General features: G+C 50.1%; 11 protein-coding genes. 10 read left to right on the top strand and 1 reads right to left on the bottom strand.

The window, feature by feature from the left end; translation table 11 throughout:
• The coding region (locus WCN91_RS15095) for an IS256 family transposase (RefSeq protein ID WP_342675856.1) at positions 1–1190 on the bottom strand (1190 nt) is incomplete at its 3' end.
• A gap of 1327 nt (positions 1191–2517) precedes the next feature.
• Between WCN91_RS15095 and WCN91_RS15090 the strand changes: the two genes are divergently transcribed.
• The 10 genes from WCN91_RS15090 (at position 2518) to WCN91_RS15045 (ending at position 14134) form a co-directional block, all read left to right on the top strand.
• Entirely contained in the window at positions 2518–3675 is a 1158-nt protein-coding gene (locus WCN91_RS15090; RefSeq protein WP_342680187.1) for a hypothetical protein, read from the top strand.
• A gap of 34 nt (positions 3676–3709) precedes the next feature.
• Positions 3710–4261 carry a hypothetical protein gene (locus WCN91_RS15085; RefSeq protein WP_342680186.1) on the top strand — a complete coding sequence of 184 codons (552 nt, stop codon included), beginning with the start codon at positions 3710–3712 and terminating at the stop codon, positions 4259–4261.
• An 83-nt stretch (positions 4262–4344) separates the two neighbouring features.
• On the top strand, positions 4345–4764 hold the full coding sequence (locus WCN91_RS15080; protein WP_342680185.1) for a hypothetical protein: 420 nt from the start codon (positions 4345–4347) through the stop codon (positions 4762–4764).
• A 1485-nt stretch (positions 4765–6249) separates the two neighbouring features.
• Positions 6250–7665, top strand: coding sequence for an SH3 domain-containing protein (locus tag WCN91_RS15075; protein ID WP_342680184.1), 1416 nt, complete (start codon positions 6250–6252; stop codon positions 7663–7665).
• Positions 7662–8771 carry a mandelate racemase/muconate lactonizing enzyme family protein gene (locus tag WCN91_RS15070; RefSeq protein ID WP_342680183.1) on the top strand — a complete coding sequence of 370 codons (1110 nt, stop codon included), beginning with the start codon at positions 7662–7664 and terminating at the stop codon, positions 8769–8771. Before WCN91_RS15075 ends, WCN91_RS15070 begins: the two co-directional genes overlap by 4 nt.
• Positions 8768–9523 (top strand): L,D-transpeptidase family protein, encoded by a 756-nt coding sequence (locus WCN91_RS15065; protein ID WP_342680182.1) that lies wholly within the window; start codon positions 8768–8770, stop codon positions 9521–9523. Before WCN91_RS15070 ends, WCN91_RS15065 begins: the two co-directional genes overlap by 4 nt.
• Before the next feature lie 18 nt (positions 9524–9541).
• Positions 9542–11164, top strand: a complete 1623-nt coding sequence (locus tag WCN91_RS15060; RefSeq protein WP_425416045.1) for a sodium:solute symporter — start codon at positions 9542–9544, stop codon at positions 11162–11164.
• A complete protein-coding gene (locus tag WCN91_RS15055; protein ID WP_342680180.1) occupies positions 11157–12017 on the top strand; it encodes a glucosamine kinase nucleotide-binding domain-containing protein in 861 nt (286 codons plus the stop codon). Before WCN91_RS15060 ends, WCN91_RS15055 begins: the two co-directional genes overlap by 8 nt.
• 13 nt (positions 12018–12030) lie before the next feature.
• The gene (murQ, locus tag WCN91_RS15050) at positions 12031–12975 is read left to right on the top strand and encodes an N-acetylmuramic acid 6-phosphate etherase (RefSeq protein ID WP_342680179.1); all 945 of its coding nucleotides are present in this window, start codon (positions 12031–12033) and stop codon (positions 12973–12975) included.
• Positions 12968–14134 (top strand): exo-beta-N-acetylmuramidase NamZ family protein, encoded by a 1167-nt coding sequence (locus WCN91_RS15045; RefSeq protein ID WP_342680178.1) that lies wholly within the window; start codon positions 12968–12970, stop codon positions 14132–14134. The genes murQ and WCN91_RS15045 overlap by 8 nt, the downstream gene beginning before the upstream one ends.
• Positions 14135–14713: the final 579 nt, after the last annotated feature.

Below are 14713 nucleotides of genomic sequence, written 5' to 3'. Positions count from 1 at the left end.
TACATAATCATAAACTGGCTCATGGCCGCTTTCCAGTCCCTGATGGGCATTGTCCATTTCTTCGAGATCTGGTGAAGTGCCAGATATAGTATCTTCATCACTGAGTCATCCGTCGGGAATGAGCGCCTGGTTTTCGTGATTTTACGCAGGCTAGCATTCAGCGACTCAATGGCGTTCGTGGTGTAAATCACTTTGCGGATTTCCGGCGGATAATCGAAGAACACGCTCAGCCGCTCCCAGTTGTTACGCCAGGACAGGCTAATGCTCGGATGTTCGTCATCCCACCTCTGTGCAAACTCGGTCAGGGCTAACTCAGCCTCGGCCAAAGTCGCTGCGCCATAAATGCGTTTCAGGTCGGCCGCGATGGCTTTACGCTGCTTCCAACTGACATATCGCAGTGAGTGGCGGATTTGATGCACGATACACAGTTGCACTTGGGTTTTAGGGTATACGGCTTCGATTGCTTCTGGGAAGCCCTTGAGGCCATCGACACAGGCAATGAAGATATCTTGCACGCCTCGGTTTTTCAGCTCATTCATGACCGACAGCCAGAACTTCGCCCCCTCTGTTTGAGCCATCCAGAGACCGAGCAATTCTTTCTCGCCGTCCGCGTTGATACCCAAGGCCAGATATACAGATTTATTCTGTACAGCACCCGAATCACGGCTACGTACAACCAGGCAATCGAGATAAACTACGGGGTACACCGAATCAAGCGGGCGCTGCTGCCATTGCTTCACTTCGTCCAGCACTTCATTGGTGACTTGCGAGATAAATGTCGCGGATACATCTACGCCGTAGGACTCCTCAAAATGGGCCTGAATATCGCGGGTTGTCATGCCTCGGGCATACAGCGATATGATGCGGTCATCGAAGCCGCCAAGCTGTTTCTCACCTTTCTTGACCAGCTTAGGGCTAAAGGTGCCGTTGCGGTCACGGGGAATATCCAGGTCAATTTCACCGTGAACGCTGCGCACAGTTTTGCTGGATTTACCGTTACGGGAATTACCGGAGTTATGGCCCTCTTGCGCATGTTTGGCATAGCCGAGATGTTGTTCCATCTCAGCATTCAAGGCGCGTTCTGCGACCTTTTTAGTCAATTGCTTAAGCAGCCCGGCTTCGCCGAGGATATCATCTGGAGAATCACAGCCATCAAGCAGCTGATCGATAAGTTTGTCTGTTATTGGCATTCTGCATTCCTTTCAACAGGTTAAGAATGCCACTTACACAGAGTTTTTTACAGTCTCTGATTCGCTAATGCTTGCGAACTCAGCGTTTTGTTAAACGCTGCGCTTAGCTTTCAACACGGTTTAACGAGTCGTCCTGACTCGGTAAACCTAACTACGCATCCATGCTCCGTTGTCTCAAGCACACTCCGCAACAAAAGCCGATTTCTCCAGCGCGAATCTAAACGGGAAGATCGATACCTGTAGGTCAGGTTTCAACCTGACAATTTTTGTCGGCCGCCGATAAGACGCTTTGTGGGTCGATGCTCTGCGTCGACAAAAATGCCTCGCTCTCAATAACACACTCCACAACAAAAGCCGATTTCTTCAGCGCGAATCCAAACGGGAGGATCGATACCTGTAGGTCAGGTTTCAACCTGACAATTTTTGTCGGCCGCCGACAAGACGCTTTGTAGGTCGATGCTCTGCGTCGACAAAGATGCCTTTGGATAGCTTTTGTCGAGCTTTCGTTGTAGGTCGGCCTTTTAGGCCGACAAAGGGCAACAATGCAGCTTCAGGGATGAATTACTTGCACTCATGGTTAGTTCTTGTCGGGCCGCCGACTGCGGCGGTAATTGATAGATATTGTCGCGTTGGGCGACGAGTGACCGAAGCATCGCTTCGCAGCGCGAGGAGGTGGAGGCATGGATGCCGACAGGAAGACAGCTTCAGGGATGAATTCCCTTGCACTGAGGGTTGTTTTGTCGCGTTGGCGACGACAACCAAAGGGCGGTTTGCGCCAACCGCCCCTTGGAACCCCAAGGCGCCCGTGATTCGCTAATGCTTACGAACTCAGCGTTTTGTTAAACGCTGCGCTTAGCTTTCGACACGGTTTAACGAGTCGTCCTGACTCGGTAAACCTAACTACGCAGTCCCCCTCCTCGCAGAGCTCGTCGCCTTCAAGCGGCGAGAGTGAAACTGTTCACTCTCTTATATCCGCTCTCAGCCATACTCGTTGTTTCAAGCACACTCCACAACAAAAACTGATTTCTCCAGCGCGTATCTAAACGGGATGTATGATACCTGTGAAAGTGGTGTGGGATTTAAGAGCAGTCAGCTTAGCTTTCAAAAGGTAGTGATTAGTAACTCACAGCTACCCTTTTCCAGTCATTGGGCCAAACCTGATTATTTCCGTACACGCAAACCTGCAAAACACTTTTGCCAACTCAACACCGATAACTGTAGTATTGTTCATAACTGTATGACTCCAATCATAAAAGCTAGCTATTAATAAGACTAGCAGGAAGGAGGGAGTCTAATTATCTGTTATGCTCTATCGAGACTGTAAGTAATGGAAAATTATTTTCTTGGATTAGAGGCTGTTCACCCGAGTTGCCTTGTAAAGATTATTACTGGTGATAAGTTGCCGAAGAGGTTGATAATTTGGGAGTTTACAAACGAGATTAAGCCAATCGATATTTACTGTTATTTACAAGCTAAATACGGTGCCCCAAATGGTCTTCAAAACTTTCTTAGAAATGACTCGTCAGATAACCTAATTCACTGGGAGTGGTCGTTAGTAGGTGAGTTCGGAATAGTTTCTATTCAAGGGCACAACTTTCGAACCGAGGTACATCTCATTGGCGAGCACGACGGTAAAGGTCTAACGCTCGAAGACTTTATTATGCAAATTAAGTCAGATTTTAAAAGCTATGGTAAATCCATGAAATCGGTTCGAGTAGAGCTTGAAAAGTGGACTCGATTCTTAAATCCATATCACCGTATTAACTCTGTCATAACCAAAAATATAAAGTCACTAAACGCCCTTGATGTAAAGATTGAAGAAGATAGAGAGCTCATAAAATTTAACGAGGAGAATCTACCAAAATTGGAAGAAAATTGGAAATATGTCCGAGACAAATACGATAACGCGATAGGTATAACTTTTGGACTTCGCTCGATGCTACCCGTGCTTGCGGAATCGTTTATTAATCTACTTATTTTTGTGCTGGCGAAGCCTGAGATCAAAAAAAACGAAAGACTTTTCCAAAACACCATACGTCAGCAGATAGATATTCGAGTTCAATCACTTCATTTAAATTGTATGGGGTTCACACGCCCGATCGATTACACAGACGATGTATGCAAGAGATTCCATACATTGATGAATGAACGAAATGATTTGCTTCACGGCAATGTAGAGGTAAATAAGCTAAAAATTGGCGAGGTATATTTCAAAGGCAAAGTCCCTGTATTTGTCGGCTATGAGGATATGTGGCAAAGTGCAATGGGAATTTCCCTAAACTCTGTCAAATACAATACTATCTTTGATGATCATGCGGTTGTTACTAACTTTATAGAGTTCATACTTGAGCACCTTTCTAAAGATCTAAAGGAACAAGTTCAATACATCATGGCAAACAGTGAACTTGGTTATAATCCAGCAAACGGACGGTTAGGGTCACTATTTTCAGATAGCATGGCTGATTTTCGAGTGAGTGTAGATTAAGCATAACACTGCGTTATATTTCCGAGAGGATTCTATGGATTGGGACATTATTTTTAAAGTGTTTGCAGGCTTTTTAGCTTCGGTTGGTTCGGCTGGTGCCATTATTTTTGGATTATCTAGCTGGCTAGGTAAGGTCTGGGCGCAGCGAATTCTAGAACAAGAAAAGAATAAAATGGCTGCAGAGTTAGAAACAACGAAACGCGAGTTGGATTTCGCGAAAGAAAAACTATTAAGTAACCATTCTGACAAAATTGCTATTTATCGCATGGTTATAGATACCGTTGCTGAAATTCTTGCCGCTTTTGATTCTCACTCAAGTCGTCAGCTCTCACCTGAAGATGCAAGAAATGCTCTTAATACTTTTAACCGAGACCGTATTCGATTATACGGATATTTAGGTATGCTAGCTCCTCAAAGTGTAATGGATGCTCAAGACAAATTAATTGACCTGCTACTTTTGGTTGCTAATGGTAATACTGTATATGATTGGGCAGCAGTGCGCGAGTTAGCTTTGTCATTGATTAATGAGGTTCGCAAAGATGTAGGCATCGACAAATCTCCAATTTCATACAACGGGGATCTGTAAACGCTTGGCTTGTGCTCCTTCGTTGTTCATTGTAACCAAGCCTTTTGTGCCGCTTAGCGTGGTGTTAGGCATTCAGGATATTTATGTACTCTAAGAGACACGTAGAACGTTATAAAGGTTTTCACATTATTGCGGCTTTCTTCCGTAATGAATTTCAAGCTAAGGCTAAACATAAATTCCTTAAAGAACTTAGAGTTAATAAATGTCAAAGCCTAGACAACTCTGTAGTAGAAATAAAAGGAAAAATTGATAAATATCTAATAGAGAATCATGAACAAATAAAAGATCAAGTTATTGCTACCCATAAATCATGGATGCTCAAAAACGATTTTGAATATAAAGGTATTTCTCACAACTCAAGGTATCGTCGAGCCTCTCACTGTTATTCTTGTAAAAGCTTAGTAGATAACTCGCAAGATATTGAATGTAAAGCATGTGATTGGATTGTTTGTAGCCATTGTGGTGTATGTGGTTGCGGATATATTGGTCCAAAGTACGCCTAACAAGCTCTTTGAAAGCGAACTGCTCATGCTCGGCTCGGTTTCGCTTTGCTAAACCTTTTTAGTCAAACATTATTATATTTTTTACGGGGCGGTTAAAATCTGCTTCTTATTCTAAACGAGCTAACAGATTGCGATAATTTTTCTGTAGAGCGCTGGTGTATCAGCCTAATCCCCTTATATTGCATCCGAAACGGGATGCGAGAAGAGTAATCGCCCGTTGGATTACGGGCGAAAACATGCCCAGTACATGGATGTGCTGTGCATGTTGGTTACGTTCATTTCTCGTAGCACGTTGAGGAAATAATGCAATGTTGGGGCGCCTTGGGGTTCTTAGGGGTGGTTGGCGTAAACCACCCCTAAGGTGCCGTCGTCACCACGACAAGATCTTAATTTGTAGGTACTTTGCGCCGACATTTCATTTCACGCCACCTTTTGTCGGGATGGAATCCCGACCTACATCTGGCAGCAAAAGCTGGAATAAAAATAAACGCCGGTGTATCAGCCTATCCCCCCTTACATTGCATCCGAAACGGGATGCGAGAAGAGTAATCGCCTGCGGGGATGGCGGGCGAAAATATGCCCAGGGCAGGGATGCCCTGTGCATGTTGGTTACGTTCATTTCTCGTAGCGCGTTGAGGAAATAATGCAATGTTGGGGCGCCTTGGGGTTCTTAGGGGTGGTTGGCGTAAACCACCCCTAAGGTGCCGTCGTCACCACGACAAGATCTTAATTTGAAGGCCCTTTGTAGGTGCTTTGCGCCGACACTTCATTTCACGGCACCTTTTGTCGGGATGGAATCCCGACCTACAAGTCAAAATCCCGACCTCCATCTGGCAGCAAAAGCTGGAATAAAAATAAACGCCGGTGTATCAGCCTTATCCCCTTACATTGCATCCGAAACGGGGTGCGAGAAGAGTAATCGCCCGCTGGGATGGCGGGCGAAAGCATGCCCAGGGCAGGGATGCCCTGTGCATGTTGGTTACGTTCATTTCTCGTAGCGCGTTGAGGAAATAATGCAATGTTGGGGCGCCTTGGGGTTCTTAGGGGTGGTTGGCGTAAACCACCCCTAAGGTGTCGTCGCCACCGCGACAAGATCTTAATTTGAAGGCCCTTTGTAGGTACTTTGCGCCGACATTTCATTTCACGCCACCTTTTGTCGGGATGGAATCCCGACCTACAAGTCAAAATCCCGACCTTGTATCTACAGGTTGAGGTTTGCCGAAAGGGCCGACAAGAAAGCTCGTCGGCCTTGCAAGGCTAAAGCCTCGCCTACAGTACCGAGATAAAAATGCCTTAAGGCATTCGCCTGTTGTTGTTTTTAATAAAATATTCCTAACAAATATTTCCTTTGAAATATTTGTTTCCCCTGCGACTATACAGTAATCTCATGTATTAAAACCTGGTGACAAAGACCTGCGATAAAGACCTGCGACAAAGACCTGCGACTTAACGCCAAAGACTGAACGCCGAAGGGGAGAAACAACAATGAACAACAAAGCCCAATCTATTTTGAGTGCTGCCATTGCAACGGCCTTGTTGCTGTCTAGTCATGGTCTGGCTTACGCTCAGCCAACGGCGCCCTTTGTCAGTGATGTGCCTTTGGTTCAGCCGGCCATGCTCTCTCCGGCGTTTTGGTTAAAACAGCAGGCGGATAACGCGCCGCTGATGAGTGAGCGGCAAATCCAGGCCTTTAACCGCAAACTGATTGCTAATAATCCCTATGTTACAGACCCTCTGACCTATGCGGATGAGCTCTCTCGTGATGAGCTGAACCAACATCTGGAAAAAGCCAGTTCGACTCCTTCCAGCCCAAGGTTTTATACCGATGGCCGCCAGCTGACAGACGAGGATTTCGCGCGCTATCACACCAACACCAATAAAGCCCAAGTGCAGGACAAGAACCAGGTGCGTTTTGGCATGGTGGTTGAGCGCACGTCGCTACGCACCTTTCCCACCGATGATCGCGTGTTAAACGCGGAAATGGATGCGGATTTGGATCGTTTCCAGGAAAGTGGCGCCTTCCCGGGTGAGGCGGTGGCTGTGCTGCATGAAAGTGCGGATGGGCTCTGGTATCTGGTGGCCGCCTACAACTACACCGCCTGGGTGAAAAAGTCGGCCATTGCCGTGGGGGATAAAGACACCATTGTCGATTATATGCAGGCCAAGGACTTCATCATTGTCAGCGGCGACAAGGTAGACACCAGCTTTGTGCCCAATAAACCACGGGTTTCTGAGTTGCAATTGGATATGGGCGTGCGTCTGGCGCTGATGCCACAAGAGCAAATTGAGCACCTGACTCATGGCCAAAACAGTTTTGCCAGCTATATAGTCAAGCTGCCGGTGCGCAATGGGGACGGCTCTTTGGCCTTTGAAAAGGCGCTCTTACCGCGCTCCAGCGATGTTAGCCTGGGTTATTTGCCGCTTACCCGGCATAACCTCATTGCTCAGGGGTTTAAGTTTTTAGGCGAGCGTTATGGCTGGGGGCACGATTACAATGCCCGAGATTGCACCGGCTTTGTCGGCGAGATTTATAAAACCTTTGGCGTGATGATGCCGCGTAATTCTTCATGGCAGGGCAAGGGGGAGTACGGTTATAACTGGCGCTTTGATGACGAAGCCACGCTAGAACAAAAGCAGCAGGTGCTGGCACAGATGCAGGTGGGTGACCTTATCTATATTCCCGGCCATGTGATGATGTATATCGGCGATTATCAAGGCCAGCCCTATGTGATCCATGATGTGAAAGGGCTTGGTTACTTAAAAGGCGATGGCGGTTTTTACGATGGCGAGCTTAACGGCGTTTCCGTGACGCCCTTGTTGCCTCTGCATTTAAATGCCGATATCTCCTATTTAGATAAAACCTATGCCATTAAACGTATCGCTCCGGGCGGTGCACTATGATCATTAAGTCGGTACGCTTTGCCCGTTTGTCGGTGCCTTTGCACACCCCTTTTAAAACGGCGCTGCGCACGGTTTCCAGCATAGAAGACCTGGTGGTCATAATCGACACCCAGTGTGGCAAAAGGGGTTATGGCTGCGCCCCGAGCACCCCGGTGATCACCGGCGACACCCACCAATCCATAATTAGCATTATCAACACAGTACTGGCGCCTCAGCTTATCAATCAGGATGTGCGCAATATCAATGCCCTTTGCGATCGTTTGGCCGCTGCCGTGGTGGCCAACTCCAGTGCCAAGGCGGCGCTGGAAATCGCCTTGTATGATCTGTGGGCGCAAGGTTTGGGCGTGCCCTTGTATCGGGCCTTGGGGGGCAATCAAAGCGAGCTTAAAACCGATGTCACCATCAGCGTCGATGCCATAGATAAAATGCTGAGCGATTGTGATATCGCCCTAGCTAAAGGCTTTGATGTGCTGAAAATCAAAATTGGCAACGACCTTGAGCAGGATATTCAACGGGTGCGCGCCATTGCCCGGCATGTGGGCAACAAGGCGGCGCTGCGTCTGGATGTGAATCAGGGCTGGGATGCCAAGCAAGCGGTGCGCGCACTGCAGGCCATAGAAAGCGAAGGTATAGTCCTGGAGCTGGTGGAGCAGCCGGTAAAAGCCAATGACGTTGACGGCCTTGAGTATATTAGTGCGCGGGTCCAGTCTAAGATCATGGCCGATGAAAGTGCCTTCTCACCCAGGCAGGTGATCACCCTGCTGGAGCGTGGCGCCGTGGATATTATCAATATTAAGCTGATGAAAAGCGGCGGTATCAGTCGTGCCTTGCGGATTGCCGATATCGCCGCCACCTATGAGCGCCCTTGTATGATCGGTTGTATGCTGGAGGGCAGTATTGCCGTTGCCGCGGCGGCACATCTGGCGGCGGCCAAGGCCAGGCAAATCGGCCTGATAGATTTAGACGGTCCGGCTCTTGGCCAGTACGACCCAGTGCAAGGCGGAACCCGCTTTTGCGGGCCCGCTATCACCCTAAATACTGGTCCTGGCTTGGGAATTACCGGCATTGAGGGCCTTATCGAACTACCCAATGGAGTATGGCAATGAATAACACACTAACCAGCCTAGCGATGCTGCTCGCCAGTGCCTGTAGCGGACTGGCCTGGGCCGAGCCTATTCAAGATGACAACCGACAGTTGGCGGTGGTAGTAACCGACTCCTGGACAGATATTCAAGGTGAAATGACCTTGTTTGAGCGCGATGAAGACAATCAATGGCAACTAGTGAGTGAACCCAGCGCCGTGGTGATTGGTCGCACTGGCCTGGCCTGGGGCATTGGCTTACATGGGCACCAGCAAGGCCAGCAGAAGGTGGAAGGAGATGGCAAGGCGCCCGCCGGAGTATTTCGTTTGGGGGATGCCTTTGGTTATTTGGATGCGCTTATCACCGGCCTGGATTATCACCCCATGGATGCGCGGGATTACTGCATCGATGTGAACGGCTCGCCCTATTACAACCAGTTGGTGAATACCAAGGAGGTGGGTGAAAAGGCGGTAGAAGGCTCATCCGAGGCCATGCGTCGCGATATTCACAGCCAGGACGATTTATACAAAAAGGGCATACTTGTTGCCCATAACCCAGAGAATATCAGCGGTGCCGGCAGCTGTATTTTTATGCACTTGTGGCGCGCTGCGGATAAGCCCACGGCAGGGTGCACGGCCATGGCTGAGGCGGATATGGATGCCCTGTTGCGCTGGCTGGATAAAGACAAACAACCCCTAATGGTGATTTTGCCGCGCATGGAATATGGGCTAAAGCAAACATCCTGGCGCTTGCCGCCCTTAGGGCCACAAGAATAAGCACAAGGCGGGCTGATGATAAACGCATATTATGAAGCGCTCGACTGGCTGGTATTCGGCGCCTATGCTCTGCTTATCGTGCTGACGGCCTGGTGGTTTAACCGCAAAAAGGCCAACACCTCGGCGGAGTATTTTCTCGGTGGTAATGCCATGCCGACCTGGATGGTGGCGATATCTGTGCTGGCCACCTCGCAATCGGCGGCCACCTTTATCGGTGGCCCAGATCAAGGCTATCAGGGAGATTTATCTTATTTGGCCACCAATATAGGCGCCTTTATTGCGGCACTGGTGGTGGCTCAGGTGCTTATTCCGCGCTTTTATCAATATCGTGTTTATACTGTTTATGAGCTGCTGGAGCAGCAGGTGGGCCCCAAGGCCAAGCGCCGTGCCGGTTTGATGTATTTATTCGGCCGGGTGTTTGCCAGCGGTGCGCGCTTGTATATGGCCGCCATTGCCGTGGCCATGATCCTCTATGGCAATATCGCCGCTAGCAGCGTCATTATGGCGACCCTGGTGCTGGTGATCATAGGTCTTGCCTACAGCATTTTTGGCGGTATTCGCACCGTTATCTATTCCGATGTGATTCAGTGCTTGGTGTATACCAGTGCCGCGGTGTGCGTGATTGTCAGTTTATGGCTGGCTATTCCCGCTGATTTCTCAACCATTATCGAGGCGTTGCAAAACCCGGGGCCGGAGCAAGGCTCCAAGCTGGCCTTGTTTAAATTTGACCTGGATTTTTCCGCCGCCGGGGTGTTTAACATGGCGTCGGTACTGACCGGCTTTGTGCTCTTAAACATTGCCGCCTTCGGTCTGGATCAGGACATGACGCAGCGGGTGCTGACCTGTAAAGATGCGCGCTCCGGCAGTCGCGCTATTATGCTGTCCATCGCCATGGTGATCCCTGTGATGTTCTTGTTTATCGTCATTGGTCTGCTGCTGTTTGTGTTTTATCAGCGCCCCGACATCATGCTGGGTGCTATCGATGGCGCCAATGTCGGGCAATTCCAGGGTGAGAAGATCACCGTCTTTATGCACTATGTCCTTAATGAAATTCCCGCCGGCGTAAAGGGCCTGGTGACCATAGGCATTATTGCCGCCGCCATTTCCACCCTGAACTCAGGGCTCAGCTCCATGGCCTCCGTAGTGGTGCAGGATATCTACCGGCCTTGGCATGAAAAGTGTCAGCGCCAGCAGGGCGACGCACAAAAAGAAGATCATCATTATGTGCTGGTAGGGCGCTTTGCCATGTTGGGAGTATCACTGGCGCTCGGCTTCATGGCCATTCTTTGTTACTTCTGGCAGCAATATTCGCAAATGCCGCTGCTGAAATTTGCCCTGAGTGTTATGGTGTTTTCGTACTCTGGCCTGTTGGGCGTGTACTTCACTAGTCTTTTCCTCGGACGCGGCAGCGAAGCGTCCGTGCTCGCAGCCCTGATAGTCGGCTTTGTGGCCACCTTGTTGATGCAGCCCTATGTGCAAGCAATGCTGTTGCCGAGCCAGTGGCAGTTTAACCTGGGTTTCACCTGGCAGTTGTGTATCGGCACAGCCTTAGCCACCCTGGTTTGTGCTCTGGGCCGCAAGCCCGAACAGCTAAGCCAAGCGAATCGTCATTCACTCCATCAAGAGGTGCGTCATGGCTAACTGGGTACTGGCCATAGACGGTGGCGGCACAAAAACGGCATTACGCCTATATGACCAAAACGGTCAAGTAGTGCAAGAGCAAAGAGGGCCGGGCTCGTCACTGGGTCATGACTTGCAACTGGGTTGTGATACCCTGTGTGCCCAGGTGGCAAGCATACTTCACGATGCGGCTATATTGCCGAGTCAGGTCAATTGCGTTGCCGGTGTTGCCGGCGCCGGGAATCCGTATAATCAAGCGCAATTACGCAGCCGCTTACAGGCACTTGGTTTAGCCGAAGTAAAGGTGGTCAGCGATGCCATTACCTCCGCCTATGGTGCTAATTTGGGCGCCCCGGTGGCTTGTGTTGCCCTTGGCACCGGCAGTGTAGGCACCCGTTTACTGGCCGATGGCAGCACGCACTTAGTTGGTGGTTGGGGTTTTACCCTGGGCGATGAAGGCAGCGGTGCCCGTTTGGGAGCCATGTTGGTGCAGGCCCTGATGCAGGCGCTGGACAGACAACAAGCGCTTAGCCCCTTGCTCGAGGTGCTGGCGCAAAGAGTCGGTCACAGCCGCGAGGCGCTGAGTCAGTGGCTAAGCGGTGCTAAGGTGGGGGATTATGCAGGCCTAAGTGAGCTGGTGTGGCCCTATCAAGGGCGCTGCGATATTGCCGCAGAAATACTGCAACGTCATGCCCGGGCGGTTGAGCAACTAATCCTCGCTACCCGCGGAGAATATGATTTGCCTGTGGTATTGTTGGGCGGTTTAGCCGACAATACGACCCCATTATTGGCACCCTGGTGTCAGGCCCTGGTGCAGCGCGCAAGGGGTTCGGCTCTGGATGGTGCCTATTTGCTGGCATTAAAGAATTTATAATTGGATCAAGTAGATGAGTTTACCAAGTGACCATAGCTCTGAGTTATTGCTAGAGTTAAATACCATAGTTTCTGAGGGACAAAACCCGCAAACCCTGGATATTGACCTCTTACCCAGCGAGGCTATTCTTCGTAAACTCAATGATGAAGATCAAAAGGTTGCCCCGGCGATCAGGGAAATTATTCCGGCCATCGCCAAGGCGGTCGATGCCATAGTTGATGCCTTTGCTAAGGGCGGCCGCCTTATCTATATCGGCGCCGGGACCAGTGGTCGTTTGGGGGTGCTTGATGCCGCCGAATGTCCTCCCACCTTTAGCGTTGAACCCGGTCAGGTGGTCGGCATTATCGCCGGTGGTGAGCGGGCGATTCAAAAGGCGGTGGAAGGGGCAGAAGATAATGCCGCCATGGCAATTGAAGACTTACAAAACCACCAGCTAAAAAGTGACGATGTGCTGGTGGGCATTGCTGCCAGTGGTCGTACACCTTATGTGGTATCGGCGCTCAATTATGCCCGTGCGCAGGGCTGTGTCACCGTGGGTATTAGCTGTTCGCCCAATTCGGCGGTGCTTAATGCCGCAGATATCCAGCTGGCTGCCGTGGTCGGCCCAGAAGCCCTGACCGGCTCGACGCGCATGAAGTCGGGCACAGCGCAGAAGCTGGTACTTAATATGCTCAGCACCGCCAGCATGATCCGCTCTGGCAAGGTGTATCGCAACCTGATGGTGGATGTAAATGCCAGCAACGATAAGCTTAAGGCCCGTGCCGTGCGTATCGTAATGCAGGCCACCGAGTGCACTGAGCTGGAGGCGGTCGAGGCACTGGCACAGAGCGAGCATAGTGCCAAGTTAGCGATTTTAATGCTGTTGACCGGCAAAACCGCGAGTGAGGGCAAGGCCTTGCTGGATAATAACAAGGGTTTTTTACGCTCGGCAGTGCAAGAGGTTGAAGGCGATGCTTAAGCGCCTGTTGGCAGCTTTTACCCTATTGATTTTACTTAGCAGTGCCTGTGCTCAGGCCGACCAGCTAGATATCCAGGTTGGCGCCAGTCGCTTTGAGCACTACCTGCCTTTACTTAAAGGCAAGCGGGTTGGTCTGGTGGTTAACCAAACTTCTACCTTGGGCGACACCCACCTGGTTGATGCCTTGCTGGCCAAGCAGGTTAAGATCACCACCATTTTTGCCCCAGAGCACGGCTTTCGCGGTGATCAGGATGCCGGCGCCCATATAGATTCGGGCATAGATACCAAAACCGGGCTGCCCATAGTTTCTATTTATGGCAAGAACAAGCAGCCCAGCGCCGAGGTGATGAGCCAGGTCGATGTGGTGCTGTTCGATATTCAAGACGTGGGTGTGCGCTTTTATACTTATATCAGTTCCATGCACTATATGATGCAGGCCAGCGCCGCGGCCAAGGCTGAGTTTATCGTGCTCGACAGGCCCAACCCCAATATCGCCTATATTGACGGGCCGATACTGGAGCCGGAGTTTCGCTCCTTTGTTGGCATGCACCCGATACCCGTTTTACACGGCATGACTGTGGGTGAGCTGGCGCAAATGATAGTGGGAGAAAACTGGCTCGATAAGGGCATAAACCCGACTCTGACAGTGATCCCCGTGGCGAATTACGCTCGTGATAGGGGTTATTCCTTGCCGATAAAACCCAGCCCCAACCTGCCCAACGATCAGGCCATAGGTTTATATCCGTCTTTGTGCTTCTTTGAGGCAACGCCGGTCAGCATCGGCCGTGGTACGGATTTCCCGTTTCAGGTGTTAGGCCATGACAAGGTGGCTCTAGGCGAATTTACTTTTTCTCCACGTTCCATTCTTGGTGCTGCCAGCTCCCCTAAACTGGAAGGTCTGGTGGCCAAGGGCTTAGATCTACGCCAAAGCCAGGTCAGGGGCCTGGATTTGGGTTGGCTGATTGCCGCTCATAAGCGTTTTGCCGAGCAGGGGGAGGTGTTCTTCAGTAGCGCCTGGTTTATGGATAAGCTTGCCGGTACGGATGCTTTACGTGTGGCGATAGAGTCCGATCAAAGCGAGGCTGAGATAAGAAAGAGCTGGCAAAGCGGTCTCGATGCCTTTAAAGCGGCGCGGAAAAAATACCTGCTTTATCCTTAGGTTTGTCGGCAATTTGCTCTTGCATTTGTAGGTCGATGCTTTGCGCCGACATTTCATTTCACGGCACCTTTTGTCGGGATAAATCCCGACCTACAAGGCAAAATCCCGACTTACATCTGGTAGCAAAAGCCGGAATACAAATAAACGTCGATGTATCAGCCTAATCCCCTTACATTGCACCCGAAACGCGCTACGAGAAGAGTAATTGCCAGCACGACGCTGGCGAAAACATGCTCAGTGCAGGGATGCGCTGTGCATGTTGGTTACCTTCATTTCTCGTAGTGCGCTGAGGAAAAAGTGCAATGTTGGGGCGCCTTGGGGTTCTTAGGGGTGGTTGGCGTAAACCACCCCTAAGGTGCCGTCGTCACCACGACAAGATCTAAATTTGAAAGCCCTTTGTAGGTGTTTCGCGCCGACATTTCATTTCACGGTACCTTTTGTCGGGATAAATCCCGACCTTGTATCTCTCAGTATTAGATGATTAGCTATCACCTAATACATCGGAAGTGAGTGAGTTTGTGGCCGACCTTAGCAATAACAATGCTGCGATGTAGATTAGACCCTCACTTCTATCACTCA

Source organism: Pseudoalteromonas qingdaonensis (genome assembly GCF_038739665.1).
Lineage (GTDB): Bacteria > Pseudomonadota > Gammaproteobacteria > Enterobacterales > Alteromonadaceae > Pseudoalteromonas > Pseudoalteromonas qingdaonensis.
The sequence above is the reverse complement of the archived record's forward strand: the minus strand, read 5'-3'. Positions and strand labels throughout refer to the sequence as shown.